Source organism: Paracoccaceae bacterium Fryx2 (assembly GCA_032334235.1).
Taxonomy (GTDB): Bacteria; Pseudomonadota; Alphaproteobacteria; order Rhodobacterales; family Rhodobacteraceae; genus JAVSGI01.
The window spans coordinates 663,027-682,038 of record JAVSGI010000005.1 but is presented as its reverse complement, the minus strand read 5'-3'; the positions used below and the strand labels follow the sequence as shown (position 1 = coordinate 682,038).

The 19,012-nt window shown below is 67.4% G+C and carries 15 protein-coding genes; 10 read left to right on the top strand and 5 right to left on the bottom strand.

Annotation, left to right across the window (positions count from 1 at the left end; genetic code table 11):
• Positions 1 to 152 precede the first annotated feature (152 nt).
• The 9 genes from dusB (at position 153) to hflX (ending at position 12,087) form a co-directional block, all read left to right on the top strand.
• Complete coding sequence (gene dusB / locus RNZ50_12465; GenBank protein ID MDT8855815.1) at positions 153 to 1,133, top strand: tRNA dihydrouridine synthase DusB; 981 nt, start codon at positions 153 to 155, stop codon at positions 1,131 to 1,133.
• Complete coding sequence (locus tag RNZ50_12460) at positions 1,130 to 2,236, top strand: ATP-binding protein (protein ID MDT8855814.1); 1,107 nt, start codon at positions 1,130 to 1,132, stop codon at positions 2,234 to 2,236. The genes dusB and RNZ50_12460 overlap by 4 nt, the downstream gene beginning before the upstream one ends.
• Positions 2,236 to 3,603, top strand: a complete 1,368-nt coding sequence (locus RNZ50_12455) for a response regulator (protein MDT8855813.1) — start codon at positions 2,236 to 2,238, stop codon at positions 3,601 to 3,603. The genes RNZ50_12460 and RNZ50_12455 overlap by 1 nt, the downstream gene beginning before the upstream one ends.
• Positions 3,604 to 3,703: 100 nt before the next feature.
• Positions 3,704 to 5,980 (top strand): PAS domain-containing sensor histidine kinase, encoded by a 2,277-nt coding sequence (locus RNZ50_12450; GenBank protein ID MDT8855812.1) that lies wholly within the window; start codon positions 3,704 to 3,706, stop codon positions 5,978 to 5,980.
• Positions 5,977 to 7,392, top strand: coding sequence for a sigma-54 dependent transcriptional regulator (locus RNZ50_12445; GenBank protein ID MDT8855811.1), 1,416 nt, complete (start codon positions 5,977 to 5,979; stop codon positions 7,390 to 7,392). Before RNZ50_12450 ends, RNZ50_12445 begins: the two co-directional genes overlap by 4 nt.
• Positions 7,393 to 7,476: 84 nt before the next feature.
• Positions 7,477 to 8,853 (top strand): Trk system potassium transporter TrkA, encoded by a 1,377-nt coding sequence (gene trkA, locus RNZ50_12440; protein MDT8855810.1) that lies wholly within the window; start codon positions 7,477 to 7,479, stop codon positions 8,851 to 8,853.
• Between the two features lie 7 nt (positions 8,854 to 8,860).
• The gene (locus tag RNZ50_12435; GenBank protein MDT8855809.1) at positions 8,861 to 10,387 is read left to right on the top strand and encodes a potassium transporter TrkG; all 1,527 of its coding nucleotides are present in this window, start codon (positions 8,861 to 8,863) and stop codon (positions 10,385 to 10,387) included.
• Between the two features lie 126 nt (positions 10,388 to 10,513).
• Positions 10,514 to 10,747 (top strand): RNA chaperone Hfq, encoded by a 234-nt coding sequence (hfq, locus tag RNZ50_12430; GenBank protein MDT8855808.1) that lies wholly within the window; start codon positions 10,514 to 10,516, stop codon positions 10,745 to 10,747.
• Positions 10,748 to 10,836: 89 nt separating this feature from the next.
• On the top strand, positions 10,837 to 12,087 hold the full coding sequence (gene hflX / locus RNZ50_12425) for a GTPase HflX (GenBank protein MDT8855807.1): 1,251 nt from the start codon (positions 10,837 to 10,839) through the stop codon (positions 12,085 to 12,087).
• Here the strand turns inward: hflX and RNZ50_12420 are convergent.
• Entirely contained in the window at positions 12,072 to 12,620 is a 549-nt protein-coding gene (locus RNZ50_12420; protein ID MDT8855806.1) for a GNAT family N-acetyltransferase, read from the bottom strand. The genes hflX and RNZ50_12420 overlap by 16 nt on opposite strands.
• A 4-nt stretch (positions 12,621 to 12,624) precedes the next feature.
• The gene (locus RNZ50_12415; GenBank protein ID MDT8855805.1) at positions 12,625 to 15,084 is read right to left on the bottom strand and encodes a penicillin acylase family protein; all 2,460 of its coding nucleotides are present in this window, start codon (positions 15,082 to 15,084) and stop codon (positions 12,625 to 12,627) included.
• Between the two features lie 83 nt (positions 15,085 to 15,167).
• Between RNZ50_12415 and RNZ50_12410 the strand changes: the two genes are divergently transcribed.
• Complete coding sequence (locus RNZ50_12410; protein MDT8855804.1) at positions 15,168 to 16,031, top strand: NAD(P)-dependent oxidoreductase; 864 nt, start codon at positions 15,168 to 15,170, stop codon at positions 16,029 to 16,031.
• A 3-nt stretch (positions 16,032 to 16,034) separates the two neighbouring features.
• On the opposite strand, the gene RNZ50_12405 is transcribed toward RNZ50_12410, so the two are convergent.
• The 3 genes from RNZ50_12405 to hemB form a co-directional block, all read right to left on the bottom strand.
• Complete coding sequence (locus tag RNZ50_12405) at positions 16,035 to 17,069, bottom strand: hypothetical protein (protein MDT8855803.1); 1,035 nt, start codon at positions 17,067 to 17,069, stop codon at positions 16,035 to 16,037.
• Positions 17,070 to 17,229: 160 nt separating this feature from the next.
• On the bottom strand, positions 17,230 to 17,784 hold the full coding sequence (locus tag RNZ50_12400) for a YSC84-related protein (protein MDT8855802.1): 555 nt from the start codon (positions 17,782 to 17,784) through the stop codon (positions 17,230 to 17,232).
• 205 nt (positions 17,785 to 17,989) lie between these two features.
• Positions 17,990 to 18,991, bottom strand: a complete 1,002-nt coding sequence (gene hemB, locus RNZ50_12395; protein MDT8855801.1) for a porphobilinogen synthase — start codon at positions 18,989 to 18,991, stop codon at positions 17,990 to 17,992.
• Positions 18,992 to 19,012 lie beyond the last annotated feature (21 nt).

Here is a 19,012-nt window from a genome sequence, read left to right as displayed (position 1 = left end):
CAATCGCGCTGCCTGTCGCCAGATGACGCGGCTTCCGGCAGGGCGATTAAATTTTGGGCACAGCGCATTTTTCAGACAGCGAATCGCCCGAGTTGATTTGTCTTCCCCCGGATTCAGCTTTACCTGAGCCAAGACGCACAAGGATTAGGCACTTGCCCCTTCAACTGGCCGATCTGACCATCGCCCCCCCGGTCCTGCTGGCACCGCTGGCCGGGATCACCGATCTGCCGTTCCGCAGGCTGGTTGCAAGCTTCGGCGCGGGGCTGGTGGTTTCGGAAATGGTGGCCTCGCAAGAGGTGGTGCAGGCCAGCCCGATGGCGCGGGCGCGGGCGGAACTCGGCTTCGATCAGGCGGCGACCGCCGTCCAGCTTGCCGGGCGCGAGCCGCACTGGATGGCCGAGGCCGCCCGCTTCGTCGAATCGCAGGGCGCGCGGGTGATCGACATCAACATGGGCTGCCCGGCGCGCAAGGTGACCAACGGCTGGTCCGGGTCGGCGCTGATGAAGGATCTCGACCATGCGCTGACTCTGATCGACGCCGTGGTGGCGGCGGTGTCGGTGCCGGTCACGCTGAAAACCCGGCTGGGCTGGGATGATGGCCTGATGAATGCGCCCGAGCTGGCACGGCGGGCAGAGGCGGCCGGGGTTGCGATGGTGACGATTCACGGCCGCACCCGCTGCCAGTTCTACACCGGCAGCGCCGACTGGGCGGCGATCGGCGCGGTCAAGCGCGCACTGCGCATTCCGGTGATCGCCAATGGCGACATCACGGGGCCGCTCCGGGCGATGCAGGCGCTGGCGGCTTCGGGCGCCGACGGGGTGATGGTGGGGCGCGGCGCGCAGGGGCGGCCCTGGCTCTTGGCGCAGATTGCGGCGGCGCTTTACGGCACGCCCGAACCCGAGGTGCCTCAGGGCGATGCGCTGGCCGATCTGGTGATCGGGCATTACGAGGCGATGCTGGATTTCTACGGCACCGCGCTGGGGCTGAAGGTCGCGCGCAAGCACCTTGGCTGGTATCTGGAAACCGCGGGCCTGGAGGCGCATCGCGCCGCGATCCTGCGCGACGAGGTGCCCGCGCAGGTGATCGCCGCCCTGCGCCTCGCCTTCGGCGCGCAGGAAAGGGCCGCGGCATGACCTATCGTCAACCCTATCCGGTGCCGGGCGTGATCTGGGCCAGCCTGCCGGTGCCGGCCCTGCTGATCGACGCGGCCGGCCTGATCGTCGAGGCCAATCCGGCGGCAGAGCAGTTCCTCAACGCCTCCTGCCGCAGCCTGAAGGGCCTGCCCGCCTTCGACCGGCTGCTGATCGACGCGCCGCTGGACGAGGCGTTGAGCCGGGCGCGCGCCAACCAGTCGGCGCTGTTCATCAACGATGTCGATGTCACGACCGGCGAGCGTCCGCCGATGCAGTGCAACATCCAGATCGCGCCGATGAACGACAACCCCGACATCATCATGCTGCTGATCTCGCCGCGCGAGATTGCCGACCGGCTGGGCCGCGCGATGAGCGGCAAGCGTGCCGCGCGGTCGGCGATCGGCATGGCCGAGATGCTGGCGCACGAGATCAAGAACCCGCTGGCCGGCATCTCGGGGGCGGCGCAGCTGATCTCGATGAACGCGGGGCCCGAGGACCGCGAGCTGACCGACCTGATCGTGGAGGAAACCCGCCGAATCGTGAAGCTGCTGGAACAGGTCGAACAGTTCGGCAACCTGCGCCCGCCGGACCGCCGCGCGGTGAACATCCACGACGCGCTCGACCGGGCGCGCAAGTCCGCACTGGTCGGCTTTGCCGCGCGGATGACGATCATCGAGGATTACGATCCGTCCTTGCCCCCCACCTTTGCCGACCCCGACCAGCTGATGCAGGTGTTCCTGAACCTGATAAAGAACGCGGCCGAGGCGGCGGGGGTGCAGGGCGGCATCATCCGGCTGCGCACCTTCTATGACCTCGCGCTGCGGCTGCGGCTGAAGGACGGGCCGGGCAACCCCTTGCCCCTGCAGATAGAGATCATCGACGATGGCCCGGGCCTGCCCCCTGCCATCGCCGCCCAGATATTCGAGCCCTTCGTTTCGGGGCGCGAAAACGGCACGGGGCTGGGCCTCGCGCTGGTGTCGAAGATCGTGACGGACCACGACGGCTGGATAGCGGTCGACTCGGTGCCAGGACGCACCGTGTTTCGCGTCTCGCTGCCCGTCGCACCCCGGGACAGGGTGCGCAATGACAAGGAGACAGGCTGATGGATGGCACGGTTCTGGTGGCGGACGACGACCGGACAATCCGCACGGTCCTGACGCAGGCGCTGACGCGGGCGGGCTGCAAGGTCCATGCCACGTCGTCGCTGATGACGCTGATGCGCTGGGTCGAAGAGGGCAAGGGCGATCTGGTGATCTCGGATGTGGTCATGCCCGACGGCAACGGGCTGGAGGCGCTGCCCCGCATCGGCAAGCTGCGTCCCGGCCTGCCGGTGATCGTGATCTCGGCGCAGAACACCATCATGACGGCGATCCAGGCCGCCGAGGCCGAGGCCTACGACTATCTGCCCAAGCCGTTCGATCTGCCAGACCTGATGAAACGCTCGGCCCGCGCGCTGGACCTCAAGCGCCGCGCCCCGGCCCGCGCCGCCCCGCCGCGCGAACCGGTCGACGATCTGCCGCTGGTTGGCCGCACCGCCGCGATGCAGGCGCTTTACCGGCTGGTGGCGCGGGTGATGAACACCGACCTCGCGGTGCTGGTCACCGGCGAATCGGGCACCGGCAAGTCGCTGATCGCCCGCGCGATCCACGACTTTTCCGACCGGCGCAGCCAGCCCTTCGTGGTGGCGCAGGCGGGCGACCTGCAGGGGATGGACGGGCCCGCCACGCTGCTGGCCCGCGCCAAGGGCGGCAGCCTCGTGTTCGACGAGGTCGCGGACTACGACGACGAGACGCAGGCCCGCATCGTGCGGATGCTCGACGCGCTGGGGTCATCGGCGCCGCGCATCATGGCGACCAGCCAGACCGACCTTGCCGCCCGGATGGATGCGGGCAGCTTCCGGCAGGATCTGTTCTACCGGCTGGGCGGCGTGACGCTGCATGTGCCCAGCCTGCGCGACCGGGTCGACGACATCCCGCTGCTGGCCGACCATTTCCTGGCGCGGAGCGAGCGCGACTTCGGCTCGATCCGCCGCCTGTCGAACGAGGCCCGCGATCTGGTGCGCGCCTATGGCTGGCCCGGCAACGTGCGCCAGCTTGAAAACACGCTGCGCCGCCTGATGGTGACCTCTGCCGAACCCGAGATTTCGCGCGCCGAGGTCGAATCGGCGCTGGGCAGCCAGCCAGCGCTGGAACCGCTGCGCGGCGGCGGCGGCGAGGGTGAAAAGCTGTCGGGCTCGGTGGCGCGGCATCTCAAGCGGTATTTCGACCTGCACGGCGGCGCGCTGCCGCCGCCCGGCGTCTATCAGCGCATCCTGCGCGAGGTGGAAGGCCCGTTGATCGAGATCGCACTGGACGCCACGGCGGGCAATCAGGCCAAATGTGCCGACCTGCTGGGAATCAACCGCAATACCTTGCGCAAGAAGATCACCGACCTCGATATTCGCGTGACTCGCCGCCGCAAGCTGATGTAAAACCGCCACAGAGGGCGTGTCTGTTGGGTTCGGCCTGACGTGCGCCTACTTTCCATTGTGGTGGGCCTGCGATGCAGCCCCGGATAAAGGGCGGTTTCGGGTGGCAAGCGCGCTGCGCAGCAACACATGGCTGAGGTTGTCGCGCCTGCGCCGGCAGCGGCGGTTCCAGACGGCAATGACGCTGGGCCTCGTGCTGCTGGGCCCGGTGCTGACAATTGCGACCTTCCTGGCGCTCGGCCCGTTCAACCAGGGCGCCGGTTCGCCGTCGCTGCGGCTGATCCTGCTGGCCGATTTCGTCTATGTGCTGGTGGTTGCGGCGCTGGTGCTGCGGCGCGTGGCGCGGATGGTGGCCGACCGCCGCCGCCAGTCGGCCGGGTCGCGCCTGCACCTGCGGCTGTCGGGGGTGTTCGCGCTGGTGGCGCTGCTGCCGACGGTGCTGGTTGCGGTCTTTGCCGTGCTGACGGTGAATGTCGGACTGGAGGGCTGGTTTTCCGACCGGGTGCGGCAGGTGGTCGGCAACTCGCTGTCCGCAGCGCAGGCGTATGAGGGCGAGCACCGCCGCGACCTGACCGAGGATGCCGAGGCTTTCTCGGCCTATCTCAACGTCGCCAAGCAATCGACCTTCTTTCTGGCCGATAACCAGATGCGCCCCCTGCTGACGCAAGGGCAGGCCGCCATCCAGCGCGGCCTGCGCGAGGCTTTCCTGATCGACGGCAGCGGCACGCTGCGCACCCGGGGCGAGAAATCCTACCTGTTCGATTTCGAGCAGCCCTCGGCCGCGGACATCGCACGCGCGAAGTCGGGCGAGACGGTTGTCATCCAGGACTGGGCGAACAACGAGTTCCGCGCGCTGGTGCATCTGGATGCCTTTGCCGACCGCTATCTTTATGTCTCGCGCACGGTCGACGGCTCGATCCTCAGCCTGCTGGACGAAACGCGCGAGACCGTGGCGCTTTACCATCAGCTGGAGGCCGAACGCGGGCGGCTGCTGTTCGAGTTCGGGCTGCTGTATCTGGGCTTCGCGCTGATCCTGATCCTTGCCGCGATCTGGCTGGGGCTGTGGTTCGCGGAACGGCTGTCAAAGCCGGTGGGGAGGCTGGCCGGGGCGGCACAAAGGGTCGGCGGCGGCGATCTTGACGTGCAGGTGATCGAGGAGGACGGCGATGACGAGATTGCCATGCTGGGCCGCCTGTTCAACCAGATGACCCGGCAGTTGAAGGGCCAGCGCGACGCATTGCTCGACAACAACCGCCAGACCGAGGGGCGGCGGCGGCTGTTTGATTCGGTGCTGTCATCGGTGACGGCCGGGGTGATCGGGCTTGATGCCGAGGGCCGCGTCGATTTCGTCAACCGCGCGGCGGAGCGGTTGCTGGATGTCAATACCAACTGGCAGGACATGGACCTTGCCATCGCCGTGCCGGAGTTTGCCCACCTGTTCAACCGGCTGCAGGACGGGCATGGCGGTGCAGTACAGGAAGAGCTGCGCCTGACCCGCAAGGGCCGGATGGAAAGCCTGCTGGTCCGCATGTCGGTGCGGCGCACCGCGTCGGGGCGGCTGGAAGGCTATGTCGTGGCCTTCGACGACGTGACCGACCTCGTGTCGGCGCAGCGGATGGCGGCCTGGGGCGACGTGGCGCGCCGCATCGCGCACGAGATCAAGAACCCGCTGACCCCGATCCAGCTTTCGGCCGAGCGCATCAAGCGCAAGTTCCGCCCGCTGGTGGGCGATCAGGCCGACGACCTTGACCAGTATGCCGACGTGATCATCCGCCAGACCAACGACCTGCGCCGCATCGTTGACGAGTTCTCCAAGTTCGCCCGGATGCCCGAACCCGACCGGCGCGAACAGGATCTGGTCAAGATCCTGCGCGATGCGGTGGTGTTGCAGGATGCGGGCCTGCCCGGCATTCGCGTGCAGGCCGACCTGCCGCCAGACCCGCTGCTGCTGGACATCGACGCCACGATGATCTCTCAGGCGCTGACGAACCTGATCAAGAACGCCGGGGAAGCGATTGAATCGCTTGTCGAAAAGGGCGCGCCTGATGGGTTTGCGCCCGAAATCCGCATCAGCCTGGAGGCCGGCCCCGAACTGGTCACCATCCGCATCGCCGACAATGGCACCGGCCTGCCGCCCGACCGCGCGCGCCTGTTCGAGCCCTATGTGACAACGCGCGCCAAGGGCACCGGGCTGGGCCTGCCGATCGTCAAGAAGATCATCGAGGAACACGGCGGCGCGCTGGCATTGTCCGATGCCGCCGTCTTTGAAGGAAACGACCATGCCGGGGCGATGGCAGAGATCCGTCTGCCCCGGACAGTGCGGGCCGCGCGCCCGCGCAATGGCAGGAACATGGCCACGGCCGCCCAGGGGGGAAGATGAGCAGCATTCTGATCGTCGATGACGAACGCGATATCCGGGAACTGATCGGGGACATACTGAAGGACGAAGGCTATCCGGTCCGTCTGGCAGGCAATTCCGACGACTGCATGGCCGAGATCAACGCCGAGCCGCCGGCGCTGATGATCCTCGACATCTGGCTGAAGGACAGCCGGATGGACGGGATCGACATCCTCAAGACCGTCAAGCGCGACAACCCCGACGTGCCGGTGGTGATCATTTCCGGCCACGGCAACATCGAGATCGCGGTGGCCGCGATCAAGCAGGGGGCCTACGACTTCATCGAAAAGCCGTTCAACATCGACCAGTTGATGGTGGTGGTGTCGCGCGCGATGGAAACCTCGCGGCTGCGGCGCGAAAACAGCGACCTGCGGCGGCGCGACGTTACCGCGTCGGAAATGCTGGGGTCTTCGACCGCGTTCAAGGCGCTGAAGGCGCAACTGGAAAAGGTCACCAGGTCGAACGGTCGGGTGATGCTGGCAGGGCCCGCCGGGTCGGGCAAGGAAATGGCCGCGCGCTTCATCCATGCGCAGTCGAACCGGGCCTCGGCGCCCTTCGTCTCGGTATCCTCGGCCACCATCGAGCCGGAACGCATGGAGGAGGTGCTGTTCGGCCGCGAAACCCCGGAACGCGGGGTCGAGCCCGGCTTGCTGGAACAGGCGCATGGCGGCGTGGTCTATTTCGACGAGGTGGCCGACATGCCGCTGGGCACCCAGTCGAAGATCCTGCGCGTGCTGGTGGAACAGCAGTTCACCCGGCTGGGGGGGGGCGACAAGGTGCGGGTCGATCTGCGGGTGATATCCTCGACCACCCGCGACCTGCGCGGCGAGATCGGGGCCGGGCGCTTCCGGCAGGAACTGTACGACCGCCTGAACGTGGTGCCGATCGCCGTGCCCTCGCTGGAGGACCGGCGCGAGGACATCCCCGAGCTGACCCGGCATTTCGTCGAGATGTTCCACCGCACGCAGGGGTTGCCGATGCGCGAGCTGACCCCCGAGGCCGAGGCGATGCTGCAGACGATGCAATGGCCCGGCAACGTGCGCCAGTTGCGCAACGTGATCGAGCGGGTGCTGATCCTGGGCGAGGGCGCGGGCCCGGTCGAGGCACGCGAATTGCCGGGGCGCGAGGTGGCGGGCGATGCCGAGGGGCGGCTGGTCCTTGGCGGGGCGATGGCAACGCTGCCGCTGCGCGAGGCGCGCGAGCTGTTCGAGAAGGAATACCTGCTGACCCAGATCAACCGCTTCGGCGGCAACATCAGCCGCACCGCCAGCTTCGTCGGCATGGAACGCAGCGCGCTGCACCGCAAGCTGAAATCGCTGGGGGTGGTGACCACGGCCAAGGCCGGCGGCCGCATGGCCCGGCTGGAGGATGACGACGAGGACGGGCTGGACTGACCCCCCGACCTGCGCCGATTGACCCTGCCCGCCGCATCTGCCAAGGAACAGGGGGCGGGCAACCGCAGCCACGGAGGCCGGAACATGAAGGTGATCATTTGCGGCGCGGGGCAGGTGGGCTGGCAGATCGCCCGGCACCTTTCCGGCGAGCGCAACGAGGTGACGGTGGTCGACTACAACGCCGATCTGGTGCGCCGTGCCACCGACACACTGGATGTGAAGGGGGTGGTCGGCTTCGCCTCCTATCCCGACGTGCTGGAACGGGCCGGGGCGCGCGACGCCGACATGATCATTGCCGCCACCCATTCCGACGAGGTCAACATGGTGACCTGCCAGGTGGCGCATTCGATCTTTGCCGTGCCGCGCAAGATCGCGCGGCTGCGGGCGCAAAGCTACCTCGACGCGATCTACGCCGACCTTTACCGCCGCGACCATCTGCCGATCGACGTGGTGATCAGCCCCGAACGCGAGGTGGCCGAGGCCGCCCTGCAACGGCTGGCCGCCCCCGCGACCTTCGACACCGAAAGCTTCATGGGCGGGCGGGCGCAACTGCTGGGCCTTGCGCTGGGCGAGGATTGCCCGGTGCTTAACACCCCCCTGCGCCAGTTGAACGAGCTGTTTTCCACCCTGCGCGCCATCGTGGTCGGGGTGCGGCGCGAGGGGCGGCTGTTTGCGCCCGACCCGGGCGACCAGCTGTTCGCGCAGGACCAGATCTATGTCTTCAGCCACAGCGAAGACCTGAACCGCACGCTGGAAATCTTTGGCAAGAGCACGAAGAAACAGGAACGCGTGGTGATCATCGGCGGCGGCAACGTCGGCCTTGGCGTCGCCCGCGCGCTGGAGGCCCGCACCGACCGGGTGCGCGCCAAGATCATCGAAAAGGACCGCGGCACCGCCGAACGCGCCGCCGACGGGCTGACCCGGACCATCGTGCTGAACGGCGACGGCATGGACATGGACCTGCTGATGGAAGCCAGCATCGACCGCGCCGACGCGGTGCTGGCGGTGACCGACGACGACAAGACCAACCTGCTGGTCGCCGTGCGCGCCAAGCAGGCCGGCTGCCCGATGGCCATCGCGCTGGTCAACGACCCGACGCTGGTGCCGCTGATGGGGCCGCTCGACATCGACGCCTACATCAACCCGCGCGCCACCACGGTGTCGTCGATCCTGCGCCATATCCGGCACGGCCGGGTGCGGGCGATCTATTCGATCGGCGATGCCGAGGCCGAGGTGATCGAGGCGCAAGTGCTTTCAACCTCGCCGCTGGCCGGCCGCCTGATCCGCGACATCAACTTTCCCGAAGGCGTGCTGGTCGGCGCGCTGATGAAGGGCGATCGTGTCTTCAAACCCACCGGCGACATGCGGCTGGAGGAGGGCGACGTGATCGCGCTGTTCGCCATGGCCAAGGATGTGCCCGAGGTCGAGCGCCTGCTTCAGGTCTCGGTCGATTTCTTCTGAGGCGGTGATGGCGCGCCTGCTCAAGATGCCGCTGCTGGTGATCCTGATCGGGATCGGGGCGGTGACGATGTATCTGCCGGCCAGCCACGCCTTCATGCTGGGAAACTACCCGGTTGCGCGGGCGTTCTTCTACAGCGCCACGGTGCTGCTGGTGCTGGCCGCGATGCTGGCGATTGCGACCGCGGGGCGGCGGACGCGCAACATGGCGCGCAGCCAGCTTGCCTCGCTGCTGGGCGCCTATCTCGTCATGCCGGTGGTGATGGCGCTGCCCTTCCAGCAGGCGGTGCAAGACACCAGCTTTCTGAACGCCTGGTTCGAGATGCTGTCGTGCTTCACCACCACGGGGGCCACGCTTTACGAGACGCCGGGCAGGCTGGCGCCGTCGCTGCATCTGTGGCGGGCGATGGTGGGCTGGCTTGGCGGCTATTTCGTGCTGGTGATGGCGGTGGCGGTGCTGGCGCCGCTGAACCTTGGCGGGGCCGAAGTGATCTCGGGTCGCCCGCCCGGCCGGGCGGCAACCGGGGCGGGCGAAATCTCGCACATTGCCGACCCGGCCGAAAGGCTGGCGCGGCACGCGCTTGCGCTGCTGCCAGCCTATGCCGGGCTGACGCTGGTGCTGTGGGTCGCGCTGCTGACGGCGGGCGAGCCCGGCCTCGTCGCGCTGAGCCATGCCATGTCGACCCTTTCCACCAGCGGCATCACGCCGGGGCAGGGGTTGCAGACCTCGGGCCTTCTGGGCGAGATGCTGATCTTCCTGTTCCTGTGCCTTGCGATCTCGCGCCGCACGCTGCCGGGGGCGGGGCTGGTCAATTCCACCGGGCCCTTCCGGTCCGACCCCGAGGTGTGGATGGCGACGGTGATCGTGCTGATCGTGACCTTCCTGCTGGTGCTGCGCAGCTGGATCGGGGCCATCGTGGTCGAAGATGCGGCCAACGTGCCGTCGCTGCTGCGGGTGATCTGGGGCACGCTGTTCACCACGCTGTCGTTCCTGACCACCACCGGCTTCGTGTCGCAGGACTGGACGGCGACGCGGCTCTGGTCGGGGCTGGAAACGCCAGGGCTGGTGTTGCTGGCGCTGACCATCCTGGGCGGTGGCGCCGCCACCACGGCGGGCGGGGTCAAGCTTCTGCGGGTCTATGCCCTGTTCCGCCATGGCGAGCGCGAGCTGGAACGCATCATCCACCCGACTTCGATCGGCGGCGCGGGAGAGGCCGCCCGGCGGATGCGTCGGGAAGGCGCCTATGTCGCCTGGATCTTCTTCATGCTGTTCGCGATGTCGATCGCGCTGATCAACGGCGCGCTGGGGCTGATCGGCATCCCGTTCGAGACCGGCATGGTGCTGACCCTTTCGGCGCTGACGACCACCGGGCCGCTGGCGGGTCTTGCCACCGAAACCCCTGTCAGCTTTGCCGAACTCGGCACCCTCGCCAAGCTGATCCTCGCCTTCGCCATGGTTCTGGGACGGCTGGAAACGCTGGCGCTGCTGGCGTTTTTCGCCCCCGATGGCTGGCGGCGCCAGACCGGCAAAAGTTAGGTCCGTAACGGACTGTTTTTTGGGCTGGAATCTCCGCCAAAGCCGTTTCATAGTGTTTTGATACACCTTCGGCAAAGACCGGGGGCAATGCGCACGCGACGCGCGACAAAAAAAGGCAATAAAACAATGGCTGCCGATAAACAGAATTTGCAGGACGCCTTTCTGAACCATGTCCGGAAGGCAAAAGTCCCGGTCACTATTTTCCTGATCAACGGGGTGAAGCTTCAGGGCGTCATCACCTGGTTCGACAATTTCTGCGTGCTGCTGCGCCGTGACGGCCAGTCGCAACTGGTTTACAAACACGCCATCTCGACGATCATGCCGGGCGGGCCGATCAACCTGTACGAGGGGGAAGACTGATCTCCGATCTTCCCGACGAAGGGGATGACACCGAGGAGGGCGCGCTTCACTTCGACGCCCCGTCGGGTCATGACACCCGTGCCGAGCCGATGCGCGCCTATGTGCTGCATCCCGATCTGAAATCCGACCGGCAGCGCCGGTTGCCCGAACACGGGCTGGCCGAGGCGGTGGCGCTGGCCGCCGCCCTTCCCGACATGGTGGTTGCGGGGTCTGAAGTGGTGCGCGTCGGGCGGATGCAGCCCGCCACGCTGTTCGGTTCGGGCAAGGTCGAGGAACTGAAGGAACGCCTTGCCGGGCTTGAGGTCGGGTTGGTGCTGGTTGACGGGCCGGTCAGCCCGGTGCAGCAGCGCAATCTGGAAAAGGAATGGGGCGTCAAGCTGCTGGACCGGACCGGGCTGATCCTGGAAATCTTTGCCGACCGCGCCCGCACCAACGAGGGCCGGTTGCAGGTCGAACTGGCGGCGCTGTCGTATCAGCGCACCCGGCTGGTTCGGGCCTGGACCCACCTCGAACGGCAGCGCGGCGGCTTCGGCTTTGTCGGCGGCCCCGGCGAGACCCAGATCGAGGCCGACCGCCGCGCCATCGACGACCAGGTGCTGCGCATCAAGCGCCAGCTGGAAAAGGTGGTCAAGACGCGCGAGCTGCACCGTGCCGCCCGCCGCCGCATCCCCTATCCGGTGGTGGCGCTGGTTGGCTACACCAACGCCGGAAAATCGACGCTGTTCAACCGCATGACCGGTGCCGAGGTGCTGGCCAAGGACATGCTGTTCGCCACGCTCGATCCCACGATGCGCGGCGTGGTGCTGCCCTCGGGGCGCAAGGTCATCCTGTCCGATACCGTGGGCTTCATCTCTGACCTGCCGACGCAGCTGGTCGCCGCGTTCCGCGCCACGCTGGAAGAGGTGCTGGAGGCTGACCTGATCGTGCATGTCCGCGACATCGCGCATCCCGAGACCGCCGAACAGGCGGCCGACGTGGCCGACATCCTGACCAGCCTTGGCGTCAAGGCCGCAACGCCGCAGATCGAGGTGTGGAACAAGCTCGATCTGGTCGATGCGGGGACGCGCGACGCGCTGCTGACCCAGGCCGCCGGGCGCGACGGGGTGGTGACCCTGTCGGCGCTGACCGGCGAGGGGCTGGAAGGGCTGCTGGACGCCGTGTCGCTGGTGCTCGACGAGGAAAAGACCGACCGCAGCCTGACCCTCGGCTTCGAGGATGGCCGCCGCCGCGCCTGGCTCCATGCCGAAGGCGTGGTGCAGGCCGAAGAACAGCAGGAGACCGGCTACCGGATCGAGGTGAGCTGGACCGCGCGGCAGGAAAAACGCTACCGCGAGTTGTGACCGGGGGCCGCCGGGCCCGCACCGGGCGGGGGCGGCCAATGCCCGCGTTCCAGCGCCAGATAGACGGAGTCGCACCATTCATCGCCCCAGAGCAGCGTGTTGGCAGCGCGGCCGGTTTCGTGGAAGCCCAGGGCACCCAGCAACCCGAGCGAGGCGGCGTTGCGCTGGTCGGCCTCGGCGGTCAGCCGGGGCAGGGTGGTGGTGGCGAAAAGCCGGGTGATGATCGCGCTCAGCGCCTCGCGCGCCAGTCCCTGACCCCACATCTCCGGATGCAGGATGAACCCCAGTTCCGGGTAGCGCCACGCCCCGGCCTTGCCGATCACCCGCCCCCGATGCTCCACGATGAAGTCGCAGGACTGGTCGCGCGGGGCGTCGATCATGCCTTGCAGGAAGGCCCGCGTCTGCCCGATGTCGCCATGCGCCGGGCAGGACCAGTAGCGCATCGCCCGCGGGTCCGACATCACGGCATGGAGCCCCGCCAGATCGTCCGGCCGGGCGGGGCGCAGCAGCAGGCGCGGGGTGGCGATGATCACGGCGCTACTGCGGGGTCAGCACGGTAATCCCCACCGCCGCCGCCCGCGCCAGTTCGGGGTCGAGCGACATCGGGATGTATTCGCCCCGCCGCCACAACTCGCCCAGATCGTCGTAGTGGCGGCTCAGCGGATGCCCGGACTGCCCGGTCGACAGGATGAATACCGAACTGTCGGGGTCTGCAAAGTCGTAGACCCCGCGATAGCCCGCGCCATGCACGTTCAGGAACGGCTCGGGCTCGGTGCCCTTGGTGCGGCCGCGCAGCAGGGTCTGGTCGCTGCCGCTGGTCGATTGCCGGATGTTTACGAAATAGCGCAGCACCGGCACGTTGCCCAGAACCGGGTGGTCATGGGTTGCCTGATGCGCGTCGCCCCAGCGCCAGCTTTCGATGCTGCTGCCGTAGGTTTCCGAAAGGGTCAGCAGCGCCTGGTCCAGCGCCAGCCGGGCGAGATCGGTGCAGGTCTCGATCGCCGCCGACTGGATCACGTCGCACCACACCCCCGCGCCGTCGGTGTTGCGGAACACCCGTTCGACGAACACGGGTTCGACATGGTTGAACATGTCGGCCATCGGGCCGATCTCGTCGCGCACCAGCCGGTCCTGCAAGGCGCGCATCCATGCCATGTAGATCAGCGGTTCGGGCAGATGTTCGTTCATCTCGCCGTTCCATTCGGCCAGAATCTCCAGCGCGCGCTGGCGCTGGCGTTCGGGGGTGCCCGCCGGGGCGGCCTCGCCGCCGAACCACAGATCGGCGGCGATAAGCGGCAGCAGCGCCCGCGCGGTGAAGCTGACGGTGTCAAGCTGCGCCTCGATGAAGCTTTCGCGGGTATGGACCTCGCGCGTCTTCATCAGCGTCAGCCAGCGCTGGATGCGCTGGGTGTCGCCCCATTCGAAGCTGACATGCAGCGGGAAGGGGCGGTCCACCGTCTTGTTGTTGGTGTTGCCAAGGATGCCGGTCGTGGGGTTCACGACGCGCGGGTTGTCGGTATAGGGCAGCATCCCCTGCCAGCGGTTTTGTGCCAGCCAGCCGGGGCTCGGCATCCGGCCCTTGCTCTGGTGCCCCGCATCGCGCGACGGCATCGCGCCGATGGTCTGCAGCGCGATGCCGCCCGCATCGGCCAGCATCAGGTTCTGCGAGGGCGCCACGAACAGGCTGCCCGCCTCGATCGCGTCCGCCACCGATTTCGCCTGCATCAGCCGCAGCGCCGCCGTCATCGTGGTGTCCTCGGCGCTCAGCGCCGTCCAGGACAGCGCGGCGACATGGCCGGGCGGGGTAACCGAGCCGAGATCATAATGCGACCCCGGCAGCACCGGCCCGTTGTCGGACCACCGCAGCGTCAGCGTGACCGGATCGGAATCCTTCACCGTCAGGATGGACCGGCGGGTCTCGAAGGGCTTCCAGCCGTCGGGGGTGCGGTATTCCTCCGGGTTGGCGGGGTTCAACTCCTCGATGAACAGATCCTGATCGTCGAGGTAGGACGAAGTCAGCCCCCAGCCCAGCGCCTCGGACCGGCCCAGCATCACGGCCGGAACCCCCGGAAGCGTCGCCCCGATCACCCCGCCCGAGGCCAGTTCCAGCCGCGCCAGATACCACACGGTCGGCGCGGCAAAGCCCAGGTGCGGATCGTTGGCCAGCAGCGTGCCGCCCGCGGCCGACCGTGCCGGAGTCGCCGCCCAGGCATTCGACGCCCCGGCAAACCCGCGGCGCGGAAACGGCGACAGCGGGTCGTCGGCGATGCGCAGCGGCGCATAGCCGGGGCTGACGCCGGGCACCAGCTGGGCGTAATCGGGCAGGGCGGTCACGCCGCCGCCCGGATCGTCGGGCAATATGTCGCGCAACCGGCTGTCGGGCAGGATCAGCGACATCCGCGCCCGCAGCACCTCGTCCTCCAGATGCGATGAAAGCTGCAGCGCCATCAGCTTGATGATCGCGATGCTGTCGGCGGGCTGCCAAACCGCGATCTCGTTGGAGAAGAAGAAGAACTCCGGCGCGCCCCGGCCGCGCGCCTCGGCGTTGACCTGCCCGATCCAGGCGTTGACGCCGCGGGCATAGGCTTCCAGCGCGGTGCGGGTCGGGGCGTCCTGGGCCTCGACCGATTGCAGCGACAGGTTGTAAAGATCGAACCGCCGCAGCAGCTCGTCGATCTTCACGGTGCGCGCGCCGAACACCTCTGACAGACGGCCCTGCGCGGTGCGCCGCAGCATGGTCATCTGCCACAGCCGGTCCTGGGCATGGGCGAAGCCCAGCGCAAAGAACACATCCGCATCGGTGGCGCCAAAGATATGGGGCACGTTGTCGTTGTTGCGCACGATCTCGACCGGGGCCGAGATGCCGGGCAGACGAAATGCCTCGGCATATTCGGGCAGCGACCGCCCAAGGAAGTAGTATGCCACCCCAAGCGCCAGCACCGAAAGCACGACCAGCCCGGTGAACAGTCGCAGCAACCAGCGGAAGGTTATGAACATGAAAAGGGGCCCGTTCTTGACGCCAGAGGACAGATGGCTTCCTAGTCGATCACGCGCGTCGGGGCAATTGCAGGAGAAGACGGATGACGAAGCTGGCGTTTCTGGGGCTGGGGGTGATGGGCTTCCCGATGGCCGGGCATCTGGCCGCCAGGGGGCACGAGGTGACGGTTTACAACCGCACCCCGGCCAGGGCCGAGGCCTGGGTTGCAAAACATGGCGGTGCCAGCGCCGCTACCCCCGCCCGCGCCGCCCACGGGGCCGAGTTCGTTCTGGCCTGCGTCGGCAATGACGACGACCTGCGCGCCGTCTGCACCGGCCCGGACGGCGCCTTTGCCGGCATGGCCCCCGGCGCGGTGTTCATCGACCACACCACGGTGTCGGCGCAGGTCACGCGCGAGATGGCGGCCCATGCGGCGGCCCTTGGCCTCGGCTTCGTCGATGCGCCGGTTTCGGGCGGGCAGGCCGGGGCGGAAAACGGCGCCCTGTCGGTGATGTGCGGCGGCACGCTGGAAGATTACGACCGCGCCGAGCCGGTGATCGCCGCCTATGCCCGGATCTGCCGCCGACTGGGCGACTCCGGTTCGGGGCAACTGGCCAAGATGATGAACCAGATCTGCATCGCGGGTCTTGTGCAGGGGCTGGCCGAGGCGCTGGCCTTCGGTGAAAAGGCCGGGCTTGACGGCCGGGCCGTGGTCGAGGTCATCTCCCAGGGGGCCGCCGGGTCGTGGCAGATGGCCAACCGCCACCAGACCATGCTCGACGACCGCTTCGATTTCGGCTTCGCGGTGGACTGGATGCGCAAGGATCTGGGCATCTGTCTTGCCACCGCCAACGAGATTGGCGCCGCCCTGCCGGTCACCGCCCTGATCGACCAGTTCTACAAGGACGTGCAGACCATGGGCGGCAACCGCTGGGATACATCAAGCCTGATCAGGCGCCTGCGCTAGGGGTCAGAACTTCATCCCCAGCACCAGCTCGTTCAGCTTCGACATCGTGTCCTCGGCCCGGGTAACCTCCGCCCGGCCATAGGTCTCGAAGTCGAACAGCCCGTTGGGGAAGAACTCCTTCTTGAACTTGCCCATGTAAAGGTCGTTGATCCGGTCGAGGATCCGGCTGCCGGGGCTGGCGTAGCTCACATGGGTCGAGGTGGTGTTGGCATAGCCCGGGCCGTAGCTGAACTTCATCGGCGGGGCCTTGCCATACTTGGAATCTGTGGTCGGCAGGGTCACCGGACCCAGCTTCCGGGTGCGGATGCCGTCGCGCGCGCCCTGCTGCCAGACGGTCTGTTCGGTCATGTAGTCGCTGTCCATCACCATCACCATGTAGAAGCCAAGCTCGATGATGTTGGCAGCGTCCTGCCGGTTTCCGACCAGGTCGCGGGTCGGCGCCTTGGCAAAGAACGGCGCCGCGCGCATCTTGGTCGCGAAATCGTCCTTTTCGGCCTGCGAGATCGCCCTGTTGTCGCGGAGGTCGGCCGCGACCGCATGTGCGGCGGTCTTGGCCTTAAGAACGTAGATCTTCAGGTCGTTCTGGATCACCTGCGGTTCCTGGATGCCGCTGTTTGGCGCGGGCGTCTGGAAAAGGCCGATCACCTGCGCCTTGGCCGCGTCGCCGACCTTCGAGGACACGGTATCCCACACCTGCTGCACGATGAAGGTGCCCGGCACCGAGGACGAGATCGACGCCATCGCGTTGAAGGTCCGCGTCATGTTGCGGTTGCACACGAAGCTCAGCGCGCCATCGACCACCACCGAGCCGACGGCGGCCTTGCCGAACATTGCCCCCATGCCCGCGCCAAACCCGATGGTTGCGGCCGTCAGGAACAGCTCGACCTTCATCTTGTCCCATTCTTCCTGGGACTTGAGCGTTTCCTTGAACTTGGCATGTGCCATCGTGTAGGCCGAGCCGAAGGGGATGACCCAGTTCTGGTCATAAAGATCCTTCACGTTGCCCAGATCATCAATGTAATTCTCGATGAGTCCCATCGCTGTCTCCTTGCAAGAAACCAGGAGTTAAAATTGTAGTGAACCATGAATCGCAGATATAAAAAAATAAGTGTAGGCCCGTCGGTGAAAACGGTCAAGCCCGGCGCCACGGCCGATGTCGTCCGTGGCGCTTGTGGCAGGTCAGAGTGTCAGGCAGGCGTCAGGGAATGATGCGGGTATACTTCACGCCCGAGAGCGTCGCCCCGGCGATCAGCCCCGACTGGCCGAACACCAGTGCAATCACCGGGTCGATCTCGGTGGTTTCCTTGCCGATGCTGCCGCCCTGGTCCGGCGTGGCATAGCGCACATCGGCCCCGGCGGCCCAGCCGTTGCCGCGGCGGAAATCGCTCAGCGCCGCCTCGGTCATGAAGAACAGCGCGTGGGCATATTGCTGCGCCCCGATCTGCAGGCCGTAAGAGGCGCGGGTGACCGAGTAATAGTCCACCGTGACATCCTGTATCCGCAGCGCGCCGCGACCGTAGGACCCGCCGATGAAGAACCCGGCTTCGGTGACCAGCGGCATGTAAAGCACGCCGAATGCCTTTTGCGACAACTCACGAGTGCCCGGATAGCGCCCGAACAGGTAGTCGCGCGTCGCGTCCACCCGCCCGTCGATGGTCTGCGATCCGTCGCCGCCGACGCCGTTGCCGCAGCCGGTCAATGCCAGCGCCGACCCCGTCATGCCAAGAAAGACCCGCCTGTTGACTGCCGTCATGTCACTGCCCTCTGCTGCCTCATGGCTGCGGCCCTGCCAAGGGACGCGAATGGAGGGGGCTCTGCGGCTCCCTTGCACCATATATAGCCCAGATCGCCGGGCATGTCATCTTCGCCCTTCGGACATGGGCAGGGTTTTGCCGCCCCCCGTCTGACCCCGGTCCGGCCCCCGTCCGGCCCCCGTCCGGCCCCCGTCCGGCCACGGTTCAGCCCCGGCCCAGCAGCCGTGCCGCTTCGGGGGCGAAATAGGTCAGGATGCCGTCGCAGCCCGCGCGCTTGAAGCACAGAAGGCTTTCCAGCATCGCCTTTTCGCCGTCGATCCAGCCGCGGTCCGCCGCACCCCGGATCATCGCGTATTCGCCCGAGACCTGATAGGCATAGGTCGGCACGCCGAACGCGTCCTTCACCCGGCGGCAGATGTCGAGATAGGGCATCCCCGGTTTCACCATCACCATGTCGGCGCCCTCGCGCAGGTCGCGTTCGATCAGGCGCAGCGCCTCGTCGCTGTTGCCGGGGTTCATCTGGTAGGTCTTCTTGTCGCCCACCAGCCGCCCCGAGGCGCCCACCGCATCGCGGAACGGCCCGTAGAAGGCGCTGGCATACTTGGCCGAATAGGAAAGGATCGTCACGTCCTTGTGGCCCGCCGCTTCCAGCCCGTCGCGCATCGCCCCGATCCGGCCATCCATCATGTCGGACGGGCCAAGGATGTCGGCCCCCGCCTCGGCCTGCGCCAGGCTCATCCGCACCAGCGCCTCGACCGTCTCGTCGTTCAGGATGATGCCGTCGCGCACCAGACCGTCATGGCCGTTGGCGTTGTAGGGGTCGAGCGCCACATCCGTCATCACCGCGATGTCGGGCACCGCCGCCTTGATCGCCCGGATCGCCCGGTTGGCGAGGTTCTCGGGGTTCCACGCCTCCTCGCAGCCTTCGGTGCGCAGGGCGGGGTCGGTATAGGGGAACAGGCAGATCGCCGGAATCCCCAGGGTCGCCGCCTCTTCCGCAGCCGCAACCACCAGGTCGATCGACAGCCGCGCCACGCCGGGCATCGAGGCCACCGGCTCGCGCAGCCCCACGCCGTCGCGCACGAACAGCGGCCAGATCAGGTCGCCGCAGGTCAGGGTGTTCTCCTGCGTCAGGCGGCGCAGCGCGTCGGTGCGGCGGGTACGGCGGAAGCGGGCGGCGGGGAAGGCGGCTTGGGTCGGGCGCATGTCGGGTTCCGGACTGAAGGG

Coding starts and splice junctions, on each gene's coding strand:
- RNZ50_12460 (MDT8855814.1), top strand. CDS start 1,130: ATGACCTATCGTCAACCCTATCCGGTGCCGGGCGTGATCTGGGCCAGC.
- RNZ50_12455 (MDT8855813.1), top strand. CDS start 2,236: ATGGATGGCACGGTTCTGGTGGCGGACGACGACCGGACAATCCGCACG.
- RNZ50_12445 (MDT8855811.1), top strand. CDS start 5,977: ATGAGCAGCATTCTGATCGTCGATGACGAACGCGATATCCGGGAACTG.
- trkA (MDT8855810.1), top strand. CDS start 7,477: ATGAAGGTGATCATTTGCGGCGCGGGGCAGGTGGGCTGGCAGATCGCC.
- RNZ50_12435 (MDT8855809.1), top strand. CDS start 8,861: ATGGCGCGCCTGCTCAAGATGCCGCTGCTGGTGATCCTGATCGGGATC.
- hfq (MDT8855808.1), top strand. CDS start 10,514: ATGGCTGCCGATAAACAGAATTTGCAGGACGCCTTTCTGAACCATGTC.
- hflX (MDT8855807.1), top strand. CDS start 10,837: ATGCGCGCCTATGTGCTGCATCCCGATCTGAAATCCGACCGGCAGCGC.
- RNZ50_12415 (MDT8855805.1), bottom strand. CDS start 15,084: ATGTTCATAACCTTCCGCTGGTTGCTGCGACTGTTCACCGGGCTGGTC.
- RNZ50_12410 (MDT8855804.1), top strand. CDS start 15,168: ATGACGAAGCTGGCGTTTCTGGGGCTGGGGGTGATGGGCTTCCCGATG.
- RNZ50_12405 (MDT8855803.1), bottom strand. CDS start 17,069: ATGGGACTCATCGAGAATTACATTGATGATCTGGGCAACGTGAAGGAT.
- RNZ50_12400 (MDT8855802.1), bottom strand. CDS start 17,784: ATGACGGCAGTCAACAGGCGGGTCTTTCTTGGCATGACGGGGTCGGCG.
- hemB (MDT8855801.1), bottom strand. CDS start 18,991: ATGCGCCCGACCCAAGCCGCCTTCCCCGCCGCCCGCTTCCGCCGTACC.